We start from the raw sequence: 18,062 nt of genomic DNA, 5'->3' as shown, positions 1-18,062 counted from the left end.
ACTAATCAATCTGGCGATGATCGTCACTCTTCTCCAACGTCGACGTGGGTTGCCCGGTGAGACCCACGTGCGCTTCCGCCCTCATTCGCTCCACCATGTGCGGGTAGTGCAGCTCGAACGCCGGGCGCTCACTGCGGATGCGCGGCAACTCGGTGAAGTTGTGACGCGGCGGCGGGCAGGTGGTTGCCCACTCCAGCGAGTTTCCGTAACCCCACGGATCGTCGACGGTGACAACTTCGCCGTAGCGGTAGCTCTTGAAAACGTTCCAGATGAACGGAAGCGTCGAGGCACCGAGCACGAAGGCAAAGATCGTGGACACCGAGTTCAGCACCGTGAACCCGTCCGAGGGCAGGTAGTCGGCATAGCGACGCGGCATCCCCTCGCCGCCGAGCCAGTGCTGAACGAGGAACGTGCCGTGGAAACCGACGAACGTGGTCCAGAAGTGCCACTTGCCGAGACGCTCGTCCATCATGCGACCGGTCATCTTCGGGAACCAGAAGTAGATACCGGCGTACGTGGCGAACACGACCGTACCGAAGACCACGTAGTGGAAGTGGGCGACGACAAAATACGTGTCGGTGACATGGAAGTCGATCGGCGGGCTCGCGAGAATGACACCCGACAGACCACCGAAGAGGAAGGTGATCAGGAAGCCGACCGAGAACAGCATCGGCGACTCGAAGGTCAACTGCCCCTTCCACATCGTGCCGATCCAGTTGAAGATCTTCACACCTGTCGGCACGGCGATCAGGAACGTCATGAACGAGAAGTACGGCAGGAGAACAGCACCCGTCGCGTACATGTGGTGAGCCCACACCGCGATCGACAGAGCTGAAATCGCCAGTGTCGCATAGACCAATCCGGTGTACCCGAAGATCGGCTTACGGCTGAAGACCGGGAAGATCTCCGAGACGATGCCGAAGAACGGCAGCGCGATGATGTACACCTCGGGGTGACCGAAGAACCAGAACAGGTGCTGCCACAACAGAACTCCACCCGACGCAGGGTCGAAGATGTGTCCACCGAGGTGACGGTCGACGAACAGACCCATGAACGCAGCGGTCAGCAACGGGAACGCCATCAAGATCAGAATGCTGGTGATGAAGATGTTCCACGTGAAGATGGACATCCGAAACATCGTCATACCTGGTGCGCGCAGGCAGATCACGGTGGTGATCATGTTGACCGCACCGAGAATGGTGCCGAGGCCACCGACCGTCAGACCGAAGACCCACAGGTCGGCGCCGACGCCGGGACTGTGCACCGCACCCGACAACGGGGTGTACGCGGTCCAACCGAAGTCGGCAGCGCCGCCCGGCGTGAGGAATCCGCCGAGAACGATGAGACCACCAAAAGTGAAGAGCCAGAACCCGAATGCGTTCAGACGCGGGAACGCCACGTCCGGGGCACCGATCTGCAGCGGAAGTATGTAGTTCGCGAAGCCGAAAACGACGGGCGTCGCGTACAGCAGCAACATGATCGTGCCGTGCATGGTGAACAACTGGTTGAACTGCTCGTTCGAGAGGAACTGCATCCCGGGGACAGCCAGTTCCGCACGCATGAACAGGGCCATCAGGCCGCCGATCAGGAAGAACACGAAAGCCGTGATCATGTACATGATCCCGATCTTCTTGTGATCGGTGGTCTTGATCATGTCGAACATCCACGACCCCTTGGGATCACGGCGCTTCGGGTACGGCCGCTCCGGAATCGGCTCCAACTCTCCGGTCCGCTCGTCCGGCACCGTTGTCGTCATGCTCGCGCGTCCTCTTTCGTGCTCGATACCGCCTCAAGAACTTTCCGCACGACCATATCGCATGTTAATAGTTAATGCACAAACTAAGTGTGGTCGACGTGAGCATCTATCGAAAACCGAACGTACGCAACCTTTTGCAGATTTCGGTGAGATAAAGTCAGGCGGCGGAATAGGTCGAGGGTCCGCCGCGTTGAACAAACCCGTGACTCTTCCCGACACATCGACAGCACCCGAGGCCTCCGCGTTGCGCGGCCTCTTCGAGCCTTTCGAGGTCAAATCACTCTCGTTGCGTAACCGTTTCGCCATGGCCCCGATGACGCGCGCCTTCTCGCCGGACGGAATCCCCGGCGCCGACGTAGCCGAGTACTACCGTCGTCGCGCAGCAGGTGGTGTCGGCTTGATCATCACCGAAGGCACGTACATCCCGGACCCGGCAGCCGGCCCGCACACCCGCGTACCGCGCATCTACGGCGATTCGAGCCTGGGTGGCTGGAAGTCGGTTGTCGACGCCGTCCACGCCGAAGGCGGATCGATCATTCCTCAGCTGTGGCACCTCGGAGTCGAACGCGGCGAGAACTCGCGCCTGAACCCCGAGGTCGAAACCGTCAGCCCCTCCGGCCTGGCACTGGACGGCACCCGCCTGGGACGAGAATTCACCACCTCTGACCTCGACGACTTGAAGCAATCGTGGGTCGACGCCGCACTCAACGCGAAGAACACCGGCTTCGACGGTCTCGAGTTGCACGGAGCACATGGCTACCTGCTCGACGAATTTCTCTGGGCGGGAACCAATGTCCGAACCGACGGATACGGCGGATCACTCGAGGCCCGCACCCGTTTCCCGGCCGAGGTCGTCGCCGCAATCCGAGAGGCCGTCGGGGACGAGTTCGCGATCGTCTACCGATTCTCGCAGTGGAAGTCCGGCCATTACGACGCTCGTATCGCCCAGAGCCCGGCAGAACTCGGCCGCATCCTCACTCCCCTGGTCGACGCCGGCGTCGACGTTCTGCATCCGTCCACGAGGCGTCATTGGGAACCGGCATTCGCTGAACTCGACGGTGAAGACGGCACACTCGGCCTCGCCGGTTGGACGAAGAAGCTGACCGGGTTGCCGACCATCACCGTCGGTTCGGTCGGACTCGATTCCGTGTTCACGACGGCATTCACCGGCGAAGCTGCATCTGCTGTCACCGGACTGGAGCGTCTCGAAGCTCAGTACGAGAGGGGTGAATTCGACATGGTTGCCATCGGGCGCGCGCTGCTCGCCGATCCCGAGTGGGTCGAGAAGCTCCGCACCGGACGCGCGGACGAGCACATCGCATTCACCGCAGAACATCGCACACACCTGAACTGACCTCGCACGACAAAACGGCACTCCCGCAATTGTGGGAGTGCCGTTTGTGGGTCTGCCGGAAGTACTAGCTGCCGAGCGTGACCGGGTCGGGGCCGATGCGGCCGGCCGGGTCGTCGAGAGCACCGATTGCGTTGATCTGTTCCGGTGTCAGTTCGAATCCGAAGACATCGAAGTTGGCGGCGATACGTTCGGGGGTCACCGACTTCGGAATCACCACGTTTCCGATCTGCAGGTGCCAGCGAATGATCACCTGAGCCGCGGTGACGCCATGAGCGTCGGCGATAGCGGTGATGACGGGGTCGCCGAGAACGGTTCCCTGTCCGAGCGGGCTCCACGCTTCCGTCGCGATTCCCTTGCCGGTGTGAAAGGCGCGCAGTTCTGCCTGGTTGAACTTGGGGTGAAGCTCGATCTGATTGAGGACCGGCACCTCACCGGTTTCGCCGATGACGCGCTCGAGGTTCTCGATGGTGAAGTTGGAGACGCCGATGGATCGAACCCGTCCGTCGGCCTTGAGCTTCTGGAATGCCTTGAACGTCTCGACGTACAGGTCCTTGGACGGAACCGGCCAGTGGATCAGGTACAGGTCGAGGTACTCGAGACCCAACTTGTCGAGGCTGGCGTCGAATGCCGCAAGCGTCGAGTCGTAGCCCTGATCGTCGTTCCACAGTTTTGTCGTGATGTAGAGGTCTTCGCGGGCGATGCCGGATTCGGCGATCGCGCGGCCGACGCCCACCTCGTTGCCGTAGATCTTGGCGGTGTCGATACTGCGGTAGCCGGTCTTCAGGGCTGTGGAGACGGCCTCCTGCGTCTCGTCGTCCGGAACCTGGAACACACCGAATCCGAGTGCGGGGATCGTCTTACCGTCGTTCAGAACAATGGTCGGTACAGAGGTCACATCGTTGGTCTCGGTCATATATGGATCCAACGCGCGAGGGCCGGGAGGCATTCCCCGCCGAACCTCCGGGCAGTGCCCTTGTACCGCCCGAAATGCCGGTCTACCTTGGAAGACAAGTATTGGAATCGCCTCGAGAAAAGAGAGAGCGATGAATCTTTCATATCGTCTCGCCTACAAGGTCGGCGTCACTCCGTGGGAGCACACCGGGCACGGGTTCGACGCTCAACTGTCCGGCCTTCTGGATGCGATTCCCGTCCCGGAAGGTGGCCGTGCACTCGATATCGGTTGCGGCACCGGACGCCATTCCATCGAGCTGGCGCAACGCGGGTGGCACGTCACCGGCGTCGACGCCGAACAGGAACCGCTGGACAAAGCGCGCATACACGCGCGTGAAGCACACGTCGACGTCCGGTTCCTCCACGAGGACGCGGCAGACCTGCACATTGCTGTCGACGGCGGGCACCTGCTGGTGCTCGACATCGGCTGTTTTCACGGGCTCACCGATCATCAACGGCGGGACTACGGGAGATCCGTAAATGCGATCACCGCACCGGGAGCGTCCATGGTGATGTTCGCATTCGGACCTGGGCACCGTTGGCCGATGCCACACGGCGTCTCGGAGGAGGACGTCATGCGAGCATTCGACGGTTGGTCGATGGCCTCGAGCATGGCCGCGGACGTGAGTGAATCGCCACTTCCGGTCCGTGCGGCACATCCGTGCTGGTATCACCTGGTCCGCGGCTGACTGCTGTGCGCCTTTATTAACCGCCCGCGGTTAATAAAGGCGCACAGCACCGGGGATACTTCTCAGGTGACTGCAACACTGCGCATCAGCGGCCTCTCTGCTTCCCGGGGAGAACGCACTCTGTTCTCCGACCTCGACCTCACCGTTGCCCCCGGCGACGTCATCGGCCTCGTCGGCGCGAACGGCGCCGGCAAGTCGACGCTTCTCACCGCACTGGCCGGAATCGGAACCGCCGACGTCGAGGGTTCGATCATCCTCAGCCCGCCGGATGCTGCGGTCGGTTACCTCGCGCAGGAACCCGATCGCATCGAGGGTGAGACCGTCCTCGAGTTCCTCGGCCGCCGCACCGGCGTCGCCCACGCCGAGGAAGTCATGAACGCCGCAGCCGAAACCCTGGCCGAAGCCGAAGAGGATCTGTACTCCCCGGCACTGGAACGCTGGCTCGCTCTCGGCGGCGCCGACCTGCTCGAGCGCGCCGAGAAGGTGGTCGAAGAACTCGGTCTCGGAGTTCCACTCGATGCACATATGACGGCATTGTCCGGCGGTCAGGCCGCGCGCGCCGGCCTCGCGTCACTGTTGCTTTCGCGCTACGACATTCTCTTGTTGGACGAGCCCACCAACGATCTCGACCTACGCGGTCTCGAGCAGTTGGAGCGATTTGTCGCCGAGACGCGCGCAGCACTGGTTGTCGTGAGCCATGATCGCGAGTTCCTCTCGCGCACCGTCACCGGAATCGTGGAACTCGATCTGGCACAACAGGACATCGCCGTGTACGACGGCGGCTACGAGTCGTACCTCGCCGAACGCGAGATCGCCCGCCAGCACGCACGCGAGGCGTTCGAGGAATACGCAGGCACCCGCTCCGATCTCGAAGATCGCGCACAGATGCAGCGCAACTGGATGGAACACGGCGTCCGCAACGCGCGTCGTAAAGCCAAGGACAACGACAAGATCGGACGCGGATTGCGGACCGAGTCGACGGAGAAGCAAGCCGCGAAGGCCCGCCAGACTCAACGTCGCATCGAGCGACTCGAAGTCGTCGAGGAACCGCGCAAGGAGTGGGAACTTCGCATGGAGATCGCGGCGGCGCCGCGGTCCGGTTCCGTTGTCGCAACCACGAACGGCGCCAAGGTAACTCGCGGTCAGTTCACGTTCGGTCCGGTCACGACGCAGATCGACTGGGGCGATCGAATTCTCGTCACGGGCGCGAACGGGGCAGGCAAGACCACCCTCCTCAACGTCCTGCTCGGCAAACTCGTCCCGGACGAGGGCATCGCGTCGCTGGGTTCCGGTGTCGCGATCGGTGAGATCGATCAGGCGCGTGGATTGTTCGAAGGTGATCAACCAGTCGTGGAGGCCTTCGGGGCACAGGTTCCGGACTGGCCCGATGCCGATGTCCGCACTCTCCTCGCCAAGTTCGGCCTGCGCGGACACCACGTACTCAGATCTGCCGCTTCCCTGTCCCCCGGCGAGAGAACAAGGGCTGCACTTGCTTTGCTCCAGGCTCGCGGCGTGAACCTACTGGTACTTGACGAGCCGACGAACCATCTCGACCTTCCGGCGATCGAACAGCTCGAGCAGGCAATGGAGTCGTTCGAGGGAACCCTCCTTCTGGTCACTCACGATCGACGCATGCTGCAGTCCACCCGAAGCACGCGCCGGTGGCGAATGGAGAACGGACAGCTCTTCGAGGAGTAGCCGATCGACTCTGCTTGCGCAGACAACCCGCGTGTGCAACTATTTATCAGGCGCACGCAATAGTTGCATGCGCGGCATAGGTGGCCCGCGGATGACATGATCCCCCGTCGAGCTGCCACATCCCAGTCCCGAAAGGCACTCTTCAATGTTGTCGATCCCCGACCGCACACTGACTCACGGAACCACCGGCGAGCCGATCACCATCCCGCAACTCGGGTACGGCGTTTTCCAGGTACCGGACGCACAGACCGAAGAGGTCACTGCCGCAGCTCTCGAGATCGGCTACCGCCACATCGACACGGCCGCGATCTACGGAAATGAGGCCGGGGTCGGCCGCGCCATCTCAGGTTCGGATATCCCTAGGTCAGAGCTGTTCGTCACCACCAAGCTGTGGAATGACGATCAGGGCCACGACCGAACACTCGCCGCTTTCGACACCAGCCTCGACAAGCTCGGACTCGACTACGTCGACCTCTATCTGATTCACTGGCCCGCGCCGGCAAAGGGCCTGTTCGTCGAGACCTGGGCCGCTTTCGAGGAGATCCTCGCCTCCGGCCGCACCCGGGCGATCGGTGTGTCCAACTTCCTGCCCGAGCACCTCGAACTGCTGGCCGAGCACAGCTCGATCACCCCGGCCGTCAACCAGATCGAATTGCACCCCAGACTGCAACAGCACGCGTCACGGGAGTACGCGCGAAGTCGCGGCATCGAAATCGAGGCTTGGAGCCCATTGGGACAAGGAACCATCCTCGACGACCCGGCCATCGGGAAAATTGCTGCAGCACAAGGCAAGAGCCCGGCACAGATAATTCTGCGCTGGCATCTCGAACAGGGTCACACCGTTCTGTCGAAGTCGGTCACGCCTGCACGCATGCGCGACAACGCCGCAATCTTCGACTTCGCACTCGATGCCGACGAGTCAGCGGCCATCGCAGCGCTGAACACCGACAGCCGTGTCGGGCCTGATCCAGTCGAATTGAACTGAATCGAAACGGCTTCAAGAATTTTCGTGGGGAGTCAACGTCAGCAGCACAGAATCGACGGACTGCTCGGCCAGGAGCGCGTCCAGCGGTAAGTGACGGAACAACGCTCGGTAATAGATCGGCGACGCCAGCGCGTCCAGGACGAAGTCCAGGTCGAAGTCGCTCCGTATGTCGCCGCGTAGGCGCGCCGATTCCAGCACTGCCGCAGTGGAATCGCGTCGAGGCTGAAAGAATGCCGACTGGAAATCCCGCGCCAATTCCGGGTCCGCCGCCAGATCCGCGACCAACGCGGGCAGGATCCGCCCGACTACCGTTTCGCTCAGCCCCACAACCAATGTCGTGATGCCGGCGACCAGGTCTGCCCTGAGATCGCCGGTGTCCGGCGTTGGATCAGTGCCGATGTGCGCCACGACAACGTCGACCACCAGATGCCGCTTCGACGGCCATCTCCGGTAGATGGCGGGTCGATGCACGCCCGCTCTCGTCGCCACCGAACCGATCGACAGCTCCGCATATCCGTTCTCCCCCAACAACTCCAGGGTTGCCGCCAGAACGGCGTCGTCGATCCGCTCGTCGCGGGCGCGCACCATCTACAGCACCGGCCGCGGCATGAGCACCAGACGCCAGCCGTCGGGATCTTCGAAAGTCATCCCCGCATTCTCCTCCCAGTACGGATTCTCGGCGCCAACGGGTTCGTGCCCTGCTTCCCCCAACCTCTGAACTACCTCGTACATCGCCGACTCGCCGGCGAAGTAGAGCACCAACAGGTTGTCCTGCGTCGGCGCCGGGCACGGGCTTCCGTCTTCGTGGGTCGTGAATTCGAGGTGATAGTTCGAATCCGGCAGACCCAGCATGATTCCGTCGTACCCGGCATGACCGGAGAACCGGTAGAGCTCTGGCAATCCCAGACAGTCGCGATAGAACGTAATCACGTCGTCGAGCCTGTCGGTGGGTCGCGCTACGCGCACTTGCACTACTGCGAGGTCGTTCGGCCAAGCTATCATTCCAAAACAGTACAGTACGTACCGTAATGTTTCGAGAAGATGGCTGCCAGCCTCCCGACGGCAGCTCGCTGCAACTACAAGCGATCATTCTCCGGAAACGCCGCCTTGGGCATGAACTTCGGCCTGGCGAACAGCACAGACAGTTTAGTGGGCTGCGACTCCACCGGGCGATCGGACCGGTACAGCAACGCCTGCTGCGGGGTACTCAACCATTCACTGGCGAAGATCTCACCGAGGCGCGAAACCGGCACGTGCGACCCGTCCTCGAGTCGAACGGTGACGTCCGCCCCGATGTCCGACTGGCCGTACACGACCCACCACGATTCGCCTTCCACATCCCCCGGAGTGTGCTGCCCGATACCGATGACTGCACCCTTCTCCATCGGATCGCGCCAGACCGCGTCGCGCCCTTGCGGTCCCACGCAGTAGCTACCATCCTCGCGCACCTGCACGACCAGGCCGGACTTTTCGAGCACCAACTGTTCGACCACTATGCCAAGCCCCTTCCGTTGCCCGAACCTTATCCGCCGGCACGCCCCAGAAGCCGAACAATCGCGGTTCGTGTTGACAAACTGTTGGGTTTTTACAACACTTTGATGCATGAGCCCAGTCCGGCGGGGAGACGCGCTCCCCATCTTCAATCGCATCGGAGTGCTTCGCGCCGAGCGGAAGATGAGCCGGGCACAGCTTGCGCAACTCGTCGACGTGAATCCGCAGACGGTGGGGGCACTCGAACGCGGTGACCACTACCCCAGCCTGGATCTTGCATTCCGAATCTGCTGGGTGTTCGACCTCCCGGTGGAGGCGGTGTTCTCCCGGACGGAGTTCGGGCCGCTGTCGACGGAGGTCTACCGGAATGCACCGTCGACGGAGGTCTACCGATCTGACCGCACTACCGAGGGGAGTGAAAAGCCAAGTGCCTGAATCAAATCTGATCGACCGCTACCAGGCCCACCGCACTCGGCGGTTCCTGCAGAACGAGGAGACGTTCCGACATTGGCTCCCGAATTGGCGAACCCGTCGACGTCGGCGCGTACTCGTCGTCGCCCTGGCGGTCCTGTTCACCACGATGGTTGCCGTCAGCACAGCATGCCTGTTCAATCCGCTCTTCGCCGTGGCATGGCCGGTCCTCACCCTGCTGTTCCTGCCGACGTGGTCCTCACTTCAAATCGTGTCGGGCCGGCAAGGGGATGCTCCGCGGCAGGCGTTGGACGAATGGGAGATCCAGCAACGCAACGACGCTCGCTCCGTCGGGCTCAGCGTGACCCAAACGTTGGTCTTCATTGTCGCCATTTTCCTCATTTTCACCTCGTCGGTGCAGTGGAATGTAGAGAGGCTGCCTTACACGGGAGGTTTATTGGCACTGACTGCAATGCTGATCGGCGCGTGCACGCCCGCGATGATTCTCTCGTGGACCAATCCAGACCCGGATCCGATTGATTCGGAAGAGTTCGATCTCTGACCCGTATTACCGAAGCGCACCACTCGACCGATGGGAAGGACCCATGTCAGCCACCCTCACGATCGACGGCATCTCGAAACGCTACGGCGACGTCGTCGCACTCGACAACCTGAGTTTCGAAGTGCGTCCAGGCGAGATCTTCGGATTCGTCGGCAGCAACGGCGCCGGCAAGACGACCACGATGCGCATTGCGCTGGGTGTGCTCGGAGCAGATTCGGGAGAAGTTCGCCTCGGCGGCAAACCCGTCGACCTCGACGTGCGTCGCACTATCGGATACATGCCGGAGGAACGCGGCCTCTACCCCAAGATGAAGGTGGGAGCGCAACTTTCCTATCTGGCCGAGCTACACGGACTCTCGAAGGCCGACGCGCACGCGGCCACTGAGCGGTGGACCGAACGTCTGGGCATCGCCGAACGCGTCAAGGACACCGTCGATTCCCTGTCCCTCGGTAATCAGCAACGTGTGCAGCTCGCGGCGGCGCTGGTTCACGACCCATCGGTACTTGTTCTGGACGAACCGTTTTCGGGCCTTGACCCCGTAGCGGTCGATGTCATGAGTGACGTGTTGGTCGAGAAGGCTCGCACCGGTGTTCCCGTAATCTTCTCCAGCCATCAGCTGGATCTGGTGGAGCGCTTGTGCGATCGCGTGGGCATCATCAGCCGCGGCAGCATGCGAGAGATCGGAACCGTCGACGAGCTACGAGGCAAGGGTGACGGCCGAATCGAAGTCTTCGCCCCTGACGCGCCGGTCGGTTGGGCACACCATCTGATCGGTGTCACCACACTGAGCCACCTCGACGGCCGAACGCTCCTGAGCGTCGACGGCACGGCCGACGATCAGCAGATCCTGCACGCAGCATTGAAAACCGGACCGGTGCACGAGTTCACGCTACGACGTCCGTCACTGACCGATCTGTTCCGAGAGGTAGTAGCCGCATGAGCAACCAGTTGAGCGGAGGTCGAGCCATCGGGTTGGTCGCCCGACGCGAATTCATGACGCAGATCTCGAAGAAGAGTTTTGTGATCAGCAACGTCATCATTCTGGTCGCGATCATCGGCGGCATCATCGCCTTCTCGCTCTTCTCCGGCGGCGACGAGGACAAGTCGAAGATCGGCTTGGTCGGCAACCAATCACTCAGTGCCACGATGGTGTCCATCGGCGACACCCTCGGAAATCCGGTGACGGTAACGGAGGTTTCCGACGACGGCACCGCGCGTGATCAAGTCAAGGACGGCGACCTCGACGTGGCCGTGATCGCTGGATCGGGCGGCGGCGTCACTGTCGTGACCAAGAAGGAAGTAGCCACGAATCTGCGGGCCGTCATCGAGAGTTCCGTTGCACAGCAGGCACAATCGAATGCGCTTTCCGCTGCGGGGATCGACCCGGCTCAGCTCGCCGAAGCCACGTCCACCGCAGTGGTCACCATCGATGCCATCGATCCCCCGGATCCCGAACAGGGCCAACGTATAGCGATGTCGATCGCTGCTGTGGTGCTCCTGTACATGCAGATCCTGCTGTTCGGAACGTACGTGGCGATGGGCGTCGTCGAGGAGAAGTCCAGCCGTGTCGTCGAGTTGCTGCTCTCCACTCTCCGTCCACTGCAGTTGTTGTGGGGCAAGGTTCTCGGAATCGGTGCTGTCGGCTTGATGCAGATGGCCGCTTACGCTGTCGCGGGCGTCGCCACCGGACTGGCGACGGGCGTCCTGACCGTGACGGGCACCGCAATCGGCGTTCTGTTCGGCACACTGGGGTGGTTCATTCTGGGCTTCCTCTTCTTCGCCGTGCTGTACGCCGCGGCCGGGTCCATGGTCTCGCGACAGGAGGACGTCAACGCCACCGCGATGCCTCTCGCGCTGCTCGTCATGGCAATGGTCAGCGTGGCTTTCGTTTCGGTGAGCAATCCAGAAGGAACCCTGAGCAACGTGTTGAGTTGGATTCCGCCGTTCTCGGCAATCCTCATGCCCCTGCGCATTTCCGCCGGTGTTGCTTCTCCGTTCCAGATCGTGGGAACGATTCTGCTGATGCTGGTCGTGACTGCTGCGCTGTCGATGATCGCGGCAAAGATCTACCAGCGCTCCATCCTTCGCATCGGCAAGGTCGTTTCGTGGAAAGAGGCGTTCGGACGCTGATTTATCCGGCGCACAACTGACGCCACACGATCACGGCAGCACCCCGCCCAGGTAGGTTCATCCTGGACGGGGTGCTGCTTACTTGGAGGACGTTGTGCGAATCTCGGCCGAAGAACTACTCACTGCGGTACTCGATCCCGAGAGCTTCGTCTCCTGGGACTCCCCGCCCGTCGACGTCGGACCTGGCGCGAAATACGCGGAAGACCTGGCGAAGGCCCGCGAGAAGAGCGGAGTTGACGAGTCCGTCGTCACCGGTGTCGGTACCGTTCGGGGACGTCGGGTCGCGGTAATTGCCTGTGAATTCAGCTTTCTCGCCGGTTCCATCGGAGTCGCTGCGGCCGAGCGGATCGTGACCGCCGTCGAACGTGCTACGGCAGAACAACTCCCGCTGCTGGCCTCGCCAACCTCCGGCGGAACGCGGATGCAGGAGGGCACCGTGGCGTTCGTTCAGATGGTGAAGATCGCTGCGGCAGTGGCTGTTCACAAAGCGGCACACCTGCCCTACCTGGTTTACCTGCGCAATCCCACCACCGGCGGGGTCTTTGCCTCGTGGGGATCCCTCGGCCACATCACCGTCGCGGAACCCGGTGCTCTGGTGGGATTCCTCGGACCCCGTGTCTACGAATCCCTGTACGGCGAAAAGTTTCCCGACGGTATCCAGACGTCCGAAAACTTGTATCGCAACGGCGTTATCGACGGCGTCGTCCCCGTCGACCGCCTCCGTCTGCTGGTCAACCGAGCGTTGTGCGTGCTCACCGATCCCCCGTCCCCGGCGGCCACGGACCCGATTCCCTCACCCGAGATTCCCGATGTTCCCGCCTGGCAGTCGGTGATGCTCTCGCGCCGGGCCGATCGACCCGGCATCCGGCAGTTGCTCCGCCATGCCGCAACTGAACAGGTACCGCTCAGCGGCACCGGGCAGGGTGAAACCGACAAGACGATCTTGCTCTCGCTCGCCCGCTTCCGGGGCTTTCCGTGCATCCTGCTCGGCCAGGACCGCAGTGGCCAATCCGCGCTCACCACGATGGGACCGGCCGCGCTCAGGGAAGCGCGACGGGGCATGAAACTTGCCGAAGAACTACAACTCCCGCTTGTCCTAGTGATCGACACATTGGGCGCGTCGCTGTCCAAAGAAGCTGAAGAACGTGGACTGGCCCCTGAGATCGCCCGTTGCATCGCCGACCTCGTGACGCTGAAGACCCCGACAGTGTCGGTGTTGCTCGGCCAGGGAACAGGCGGTGGGGCTCTCGCGCTGCTGCCCGCCGATCGGGTACTCGCGGCACAGAACGGGTGGCTCGCTCCCCTGCCACCGGAAGGCGCAAGCGCGATCGTCCATCGCGACATCAGTCACGCACCGGAGATGGCGGCAGCGCAGGGCATTCGTTCGTTGGATCTGCTTCGAGACGGCGTGGTCGACGCGATCATTCCCGAAACGCCTGACGCGGCCGATGAACCCGTGGAATTCTCCAAGAGGGTAGGGGCTGCGATAGCGCACGAACTCTTCGTGCTCGCCGAAGAGTCGGACACCGATCGCCAGTCCTCCCGTATCGCGCGCTATCGAAACCTGGGAGTTCCGCAATGACGACGAAGGACCGGAATGCGCTGACGCTGCCGCACAGTTACGACCGCGCGGCACTCGCTCGTTTCGAATTGTTCCTGTTCGCGGGCATCGCCACCGTGCTGATCACCCGCGCTTATCTGGCGGCAACGGGCTATCCCCAGATCGGGGGCGGCGCCCTCCACATCGCACACGTTCTCTGGGGCGGATTGCTGATGGCCGTCGCCATCGTGGCGACCGCCATCACCGAAGGTTCTCGCACGCGTGACCTGGCCACGCTCGTCGGCGGAATCGGGTTCGGTCTCTTCATTGACGAGGTCGGAAAATTCGTCACCGCCGACGTCGATTACTTCTACCAGCCTGCCATCGCGATCATGTACGTCGTCTTCGTTCTCTTCTATCTTGCCGCGCGCGAGGTGGTGATTCGGCGCGGAATGAATGATCGTCATCGGCTCGCCATCGGGGCGCGAGCGCTCTCGGACCTCGCTCTCGGTCAGCTCGACGAGATCCAGTACAACCACGCCCTCCGCGTACTCGACGGCGTCGAAGACCGCAGCCTCACCGACCTCGTCGATTCGATCAAGGCCGGCCTGCATTCACAGACTCCGCCGACCGGCGGTATCGAATCGAAGATCACTCGTGGCCGCAACGCGTTCTTCCACCGTGCTGAGGAACTGCTCCGGCACCGGGTCGTCCGCCGACTGGTTCTGACCCTGTTCGTACTGCAGGCTCTTCTGGCGATTGTCCAGGTGATCTACGCGTTGGTTTCCGAGAACGTCGTCGAGGCCGACGACGTCTCCGACCTGGTGGTCCAGATCTCCACCGTCACAACCGGAGTTCTTGTGGTTCTGGGAGTGTGGTTCCTCTTCCGAGGTCCGTACCTGCGAGCATTAAGGCTCCTGCGTGCATCCCTCATCGTGAGCCTCCTGGTGACGCAGGTTTATCTGTTCACGCAGGACCAGTTCGGCGCGCTTTTCGGTTTCGCAGTGTCACTGTTCATGCTCGCGACACTTCGCATCGCGATTCGAAGCGAAGAGGCCGCCGCGGCTCTACCGCAGTAATCCCCTACCGCAGCGATTCTCTACCGCACTGAGATCGCCGGCCGACTCGGTAGATCGCGGATTCCGCGGAGGGGGCTGAAGAGCAAGACCAATCCGCACGGCGCGATCAGGCAGGCCATGATCCACATCGTCCCGCGCGGTCCCACTGCGTCGCCGAGGTAGCCTGCCGTCAGAGCACCGAGCGGAATGCTGCTGTGCAGCAGGAACATACTCGTTGCCACCACTCGTCCGAGGCGGTCCGGCGGACAGTAACTTTGACGGAAACTGCCGAGCACCACGTTGCACGACACGACGCCCGCAACCATCACCATGCCGCCGATGCAGAACCAGAACAGGCCGGCACCGTACGTCGTCAGAGGTGCTAACAGGATGAACGGTCCCGTCACCAACTGACAGATGAGAACGCTTCGGGCAGTGCCGAATCTGCGGCCGAGCGGGCGCGCGATCATCGATCCGACAATTCCGCCCACCCCGGCAATCGCCAGGAGAAGCCCGAGTCCGAACTCCCCCACGCCAACCGTCTTTTCCAGGAACACGATCTGGATCGTGGAGTACCCGGTGAGACCGAAATTGAGCAGAGTGCCGTAGACGACGATCGACCGCAGATGCGGATCACCGGCGACGAATCGCAGTCCGAGCGCAATCTGCCGTCGCAACGGTTCTCGCTGATTCTGTCCGCGATGGACGGTCTCCTGCACACGAATCAGCCAGATGCATACGAAGCAGAAGGCGAACGTGAACGCGTCGACAACCAGACCGGCCGCGAGCCCGACAGTTGCAACCACCAGCCCACCGACGCTTGGGCCGATCACCCGAGTTGCGGCCTCGGCGCCCTGAATCTTCGAGTTCCCTTCGACAAGATCCGCTTCGGCGAGCACCGTGGGGAGATACGAGTGATAGGCCGCCTGGAAGAAGACGGTGGCTGTACCGGTGAGCAGCGCGACCAGGAGCAGGTGGCCGTATGTCATCGCCTCCAGGAAGCCGGCGATCGCGAGGCTCGCGAAGAACAGCGCGCACGCAGCGTTCGCGATCATCATGATCGGGCGCCGAGGCAGCCGGTCGATCCAGGCACCGGCTGGTAGTCCGACGATCAACCACGGCAACCACACTGCTGATGCCAGCACACCGATCTGGAAGCTACTCGCGTCCAGTTCGCGAAGCGCGATCAGCGGCAGTACGACGGTCGTGACACCGTTTCCGATACCGCTGACTGCGTCGCCGGTCCACAGAAGTCGGAAGTCACGCAGAGCGAGGACTCCCCAGAAGCCTGCGCGTTGCGCTGCACCTGTCACATCGATCCCCCCTTTCAGTCCCTGCCCTATCCCACCCCTGCGCGCCACTGGCCGACGGGACAGGCCCGCCCGGCGCAAAGGGACGGTACCCCCACCGCTACTGAGGCGCACCGCACTGACGGTGACCTAAGGTGTTTCAGGTCACCGGTAAGCGAAGTTCACGAGAGGACACACGTCGATGAGCTCTTCCGAGCAGGCGTCCCACACCACGTATGCCGACGCATATCGCGAGAGCATGGATCAGCCGGAGAAGTTCTGGCTCGACGCTGCGCGGGCCGTCGACTGGGATGTCGCGCCCACCAAGGCTCTCGACGACTCTGCCGCGCCGATCTATCGCTGGTTCCCGGATGCTTCGCTCAACACCAGCTTCAATGCCCTCGATCGGCACGTCCGCGACGGCCGCGGCGATCAGACCGCGTTGATCTTCGACTCCGCGATGGTCCCCACCAAGGCCACGTACACCTACGCCGAATTGCTCGAGCAGGTCTCACTCTTCGCCGGCGTCTTGAAAGATCAGGGTGTGGTGGCGGGCGACCGCGTGATCATCTACATGCCGATGATCCCCGAGGCTGCGATCGCGATGCTCGCGTGTTCGCGAATCGGCGCGGTGCATTCGGTGGTGTTCGGCGGCTTTGCGGCCAAGGAGCTCGCAACCCGTATCGACGACGCCGGTCCAGTGGTGCTCGTGACGGCGTCCGGCGGCCTCGAACCCGGACGAACAATCGAGTACCTGCCGATGGTCGAGAAGGCTCTGCAACTGTCCGCCACTCCCGCGCACACCGTGATCGTGAAGAATCGCGAGCAGATTCCCGGTGCAGCTTCCGACTACAAGTCAAGTGCCGCAGCCTGGTTCGACTGGGACGAGCTGATCGCCGACGCCACCCCGGCCGACCCGGTGTCGGTCGCCGCGACGGATCCGCTCTACATTCTCTACACCTCGGGAACGACCGGTAAGCCCAAGGGCGTCGTCCGGGACAACGGTGGCCATGCCGTTGCGCTGACGTGGACCATGAAGAATCTGTACGACATCAGCCCAGGACAGGTGTGGTGGACCGCCTCCGACGTCGGCTGGGTGGTCGGCCACTCCTACATCGTCTACGGACCGTTGCTCGCCGGAGCCACGACGGTCATGTACGAAGGCAAGCCCGTCGGCACCCCCGACGCCGGTGCGTTCTGGCGCATCATTTCCGAATACAACGTGTCGGCACTCTTCACCGCTCCGACAGCGATCCGCGCGGTCCGCAAGGCCGACCCGGACGCAAAAGAGCTTGCCAAGTACGACATCTCGTCGCTCGACACACTGTTCGCGGCCGGCGAGCGCTTGGATCCCGACACCTACGAGTGGGCTACTCGGATTCTCGATCGCCCGGTGGTCGATCACTGGTGGCAGACCGAAACCGGTTGGGCCATCTGCGCGAACCTGCGCGGCCTCGAACCGATGGAGATCAAAGCAGGCTCACCCACCGTCGCCTGCCCCGGATACCGCGTCGAAATCGTCGACGGCAAGGGCGAACTCGTGGGTCCGGGCACCGAGGGCAACATCGTGATCGGCCTGCCGCTTCCTCCCGGAACACTCGCCGGACTGTGGCGTGACGAGGACCGGTACGTGAAGTCCTACCTGTCGACTTTCGAAGGCTATTACCTCACCGGCGACTCCGGGTACATCGACGAGGACAACTACGTCTTCGTGCTCGGACGAAGTGACGACGTGATCAATGTTGCCGGACATCGCCTTTCGACCGGAAGCATGGAGGCCGTCGTCGCCGGCCACCCGGCTGTCGCCGAATGCGCGGTCATCGGCATTCACGACGAACTCAAGGGGCAACGGCCGAGCGGTTATGTCGTGCTCAAGTCCGGCGTCGACATCGATCCCGAAACACTCCGACAAGAACTGGTCGCGCGGGTGCGAGACCAGATCGGTGCCGTCGCCACGTTCCGGGACGTCACCGTCGTCGCCGCACTACCGAAGACTCGTTCCGGCAAGATCCTCCGCAAGACCATGCGGCAGATCGCCGACAACGAGGAGTACACGGTCCCGTCGACCATCGAGGACGCGAGCGTATTGGACGAGTTGTCCAAACTCCTTCGCGGATAAGGATTCAGCGAATTCCCCTGTCCCTCTGC

The 18,062-nt window shown here is 62.5% G+C and carries 17 protein-coding genes; 11 read left to right on the top strand and 6 right to left on the bottom strand.

Annotated elements, in window-relative coordinates:
- Nucleotide 1: 1 nt before the first annotated feature.
- A complete protein-coding gene (gene ctaD, locus V3587_RS04350; RefSeq protein WP_020970441.1) occupies nucleotides 2-1,756 on the bottom strand; it encodes an aa3-type cytochrome oxidase subunit I in 1,755 nt (584 codons plus the stop codon).
- Between the two features lie 202 nt (nucleotides 1,757-1,958).
- On the opposite strand from ctaD, the gene V3587_RS04345 reads away from it, so the two are divergent.
- Nucleotides 1,959-3,110 carry an NADH:flavin oxidoreductase gene (locus V3587_RS04345; protein WP_007733403.1) on the top strand — a complete coding sequence of 384 codons (1,152 nt, stop codon included), beginning with the start codon at nucleotides 1,959-1,961 and terminating at the stop codon, nucleotides 3,108-3,110.
- 64 nt (nucleotides 3,111-3,174) lie between these two features.
- Here the strand turns inward: V3587_RS04345 and V3587_RS04340 are convergent, their stop codons facing one another.
- Nucleotides 3,175-4,023 carry an aldo/keto reductase gene (locus V3587_RS04340; RefSeq protein WP_037128502.1) on the bottom strand — a complete coding sequence of 283 codons (849 nt, stop codon included), beginning with the start codon at nucleotides 4,021-4,023 and terminating at the stop codon, nucleotides 3,175-3,177.
- A gap of 130 nt (nucleotides 4,024-4,153) precedes the next feature.
- On the opposite strand from V3587_RS04340, the gene V3587_RS04335 reads away from it, so the two are divergent.
- From V3587_RS04335 to V3587_RS04325, 3 genes are all read left to right on the top strand, one after another.
- On the top strand, nucleotides 4,154-4,750 hold the full coding sequence (locus V3587_RS04335; protein ID WP_054188857.1) for a class I SAM-dependent methyltransferase: 597 nt from the start codon (nucleotides 4,154-4,156) through the stop codon (nucleotides 4,748-4,750).
- A 66-nt stretch (nucleotides 4,751-4,816) separates the two neighbouring features.
- Entirely contained in the window at nucleotides 4,817-6,448 is a 1,632-nt protein-coding gene (locus V3587_RS04330; RefSeq protein ID WP_030535395.1) for an ABC-F family ATP-binding cassette domain-containing protein, read from the top strand.
- Nucleotides 6,449-6,593: 145 nt separating this feature from the next.
- Nucleotides 6,594-7,433 carry an aldo/keto reductase gene (locus tag V3587_RS04325; RefSeq protein ID WP_283376156.1) on the top strand — a complete coding sequence of 280 codons (840 nt, stop codon included), beginning with the start codon at nucleotides 6,594-6,596 and terminating at the stop codon, nucleotides 7,431-7,433.
- Between the two features lie 12 nt (nucleotides 7,434-7,445).
- Here the strand turns inward: V3587_RS04325 and V3587_RS04320 are convergent, their stop codons facing one another.
- The 3 genes from V3587_RS04320 to V3587_RS04310 all read right to left on the bottom strand — a co-directional run bounded on the left by V3587_RS04320 (nucleotide 7,446) and on the right by V3587_RS04310 (nucleotide 8,926).
- On the bottom strand, nucleotides 7,446-8,021 hold the full coding sequence (locus V3587_RS04320) for a TetR/AcrR family transcriptional regulator (RefSeq protein ID WP_007733408.1): 576 nt from the start codon (nucleotides 8,019-8,021) through the stop codon (nucleotides 7,446-7,448).
- Nucleotides 8,022-8,435, bottom strand: coding sequence for a VOC family protein (locus V3587_RS04315; protein WP_064443862.1), 414 nt, complete (start codon nucleotides 8,433-8,435; stop codon nucleotides 8,022-8,024).
- Between the two features lie 74 nt (nucleotides 8,436-8,509).
- Nucleotides 8,510-8,926 carry a hypothetical protein gene (locus tag V3587_RS04310; RefSeq protein WP_230691721.1) on the bottom strand — a complete coding sequence of 139 codons (417 nt, stop codon included), beginning with the start codon at nucleotides 8,924-8,926 and terminating at the stop codon, nucleotides 8,510-8,512.
- A 109-nt stretch (nucleotides 8,927-9,035) separates the two neighbouring features.
- Here V3587_RS04310 and V3587_RS04305 point away from each other — a divergent pair, with 109 nt between their 5' ends.
- The 6 genes from V3587_RS04305 (at nucleotide 9,036) to V3587_RS04280 (ending at nucleotide 14,646) form a co-directional block, all read left to right on the top strand.
- Nucleotides 9,036-9,359, top strand: coding sequence for a helix-turn-helix transcriptional regulator (locus tag V3587_RS04305; RefSeq protein ID WP_003940147.1), 324 nt, complete (start codon nucleotides 9,036-9,038; stop codon nucleotides 9,357-9,359).
- Nucleotides 9,352-9,897 carry a hypothetical protein gene (locus V3587_RS04300; RefSeq protein ID WP_003939943.1) on the top strand — a complete coding sequence of 182 codons (546 nt, stop codon included), beginning with the start codon at nucleotides 9,352-9,354 and terminating at the stop codon, nucleotides 9,895-9,897. The genes V3587_RS04305 and V3587_RS04300 overlap by 8 nt, the downstream gene beginning before the upstream one ends.
- A gap of 43 nt (nucleotides 9,898-9,940) precedes the next feature.
- On the top strand, nucleotides 9,941-10,837 hold the full coding sequence (locus V3587_RS04295) for an ABC transporter ATP-binding protein (RefSeq protein WP_003939757.1): 897 nt from the start codon (nucleotides 9,941-9,943) through the stop codon (nucleotides 10,835-10,837).
- Nucleotides 10,834-12,027 carry an ABC transporter permease gene (locus V3587_RS04290; RefSeq protein ID WP_007733417.1) on the top strand — a complete coding sequence of 398 codons (1,194 nt, stop codon included), beginning with the start codon at nucleotides 10,834-10,836 and terminating at the stop codon, nucleotides 12,025-12,027. The genes V3587_RS04295 and V3587_RS04290 overlap by 4 nt, the downstream gene beginning before the upstream one ends.
- A 94-nt stretch (nucleotides 12,028-12,121) precedes the next feature.
- Entirely contained in the window at nucleotides 12,122-13,609 is a 1,488-nt protein-coding gene (locus V3587_RS04285; protein ID WP_064443861.1) for an acetyl-coenzyme A carboxylase carboxyl transferase subunits beta/alpha, read from the top strand.
- Nucleotides 13,606-14,646 carry a hypothetical protein gene (locus tag V3587_RS04280; RefSeq protein WP_047270909.1) on the top strand — a complete coding sequence of 347 codons (1,041 nt, stop codon included), beginning with the start codon at nucleotides 13,606-13,608 and terminating at the stop codon, nucleotides 14,644-14,646. The genes V3587_RS04285 and V3587_RS04280 overlap by 4 nt, the downstream gene beginning before the upstream one ends.
- Before the next feature lie 20 nt (nucleotides 14,647-14,666).
- Here the strand turns inward: V3587_RS04280 and V3587_RS04275 are convergent, their stop codons facing one another.
- Nucleotides 14,667-15,938 (bottom strand): MFS transporter, encoded by a 1,272-nt coding sequence (locus V3587_RS04275; protein WP_283376155.1) that lies wholly within the window; start codon nucleotides 15,936-15,938, stop codon nucleotides 14,667-14,669.
- A 178-nt stretch (nucleotides 15,939-16,116) separates the two neighbouring features.
- On the opposite strand from V3587_RS04275, the gene V3587_RS04270 reads away from it, so the two are divergent.
- The gene (locus tag V3587_RS04270) at nucleotides 16,117-18,033 is read left to right on the top strand and encodes a propionyl-CoA synthetase (protein WP_064443859.1); all 1,917 of its coding nucleotides are present in this window, start codon (nucleotides 16,117-16,119) and stop codon (nucleotides 18,031-18,033) included.
- The last annotated feature ends 29 nt before the right edge of the window (nucleotides 18,034-18,062 follow it).

Source organism: Rhodococcus sp. IEGM 1306 (assembly GCF_036541985.1).
Classification (GTDB): Bacteria; Actinomycetota; Actinomycetes; order Mycobacteriales; family Mycobacteriaceae; genus Rhodococcus_F; species Rhodococcus_F qingshengii.
The sequence above is the reverse complement of the archived record's forward strand: the minus strand, read 5'-3'. Positions and strand labels throughout refer to the sequence as shown.

Coding starts and splice junctions, on each gene's coding strand:
- V3587_RS04325 (WP_283376156.1), top strand. CDS start 6,594: ATGTTGTCGATCCCCGACCGCACACTGACTCACGGAACCACCGGCGAG.
- V3587_RS04340 (WP_037128502.1), bottom strand. CDS start 4,023: ATGACCGAGACCAACGATGTGACCTCTGTACCGACCATTGTTCTGAAC.
- ctaD (WP_020970441.1), bottom strand. CDS start 1,756: ATGACGACAACGGTGCCGGACGAGCGGACCGGAGAGTTGGAGCCGATT.
- V3587_RS04305 (WP_003940147.1), top strand. CDS start 9,036: ATGAGCCCAGTCCGGCGGGGAGACGCGCTCCCCATCTTCAATCGCATC.
- V3587_RS04320 (WP_007733408.1), bottom strand. CDS start 8,021: ATGGTGCGCGCCCGCGACGAGCGGATCGACGACGCCGTTCTGGCGGCA.
- V3587_RS04270 (WP_064443859.1), top strand. CDS start 16,117: ATGAGCTCTTCCGAGCAGGCGTCCCACACCACGTATGCCGACGCATAT.
- V3587_RS04290 (WP_007733417.1), top strand. CDS start 10,834: ATGAGCAACCAGTTGAGCGGAGGTCGAGCCATCGGGTTGGTCGCCCGA.
- V3587_RS04295 (WP_003939757.1), top strand. CDS start 9,941: ATGTCAGCCACCCTCACGATCGACGGCATCTCGAAACGCTACGGCGAC.
- V3587_RS04335 (WP_054188857.1), top strand. CDS start 4,154: ATGAATCTTTCATATCGTCTCGCCTACAAGGTCGGCGTCACTCCGTGG.
- V3587_RS04280 (WP_047270909.1), top strand. CDS start 13,606: ATGACGACGAAGGACCGGAATGCGCTGACGCTGCCGCACAGTTACGAC.
- V3587_RS04315 (WP_064443862.1), bottom strand. CDS start 8,435: ATGATAGCTTGGCCGAACGACCTCGCAGTAGTGCAAGTGCGCGTAGCG.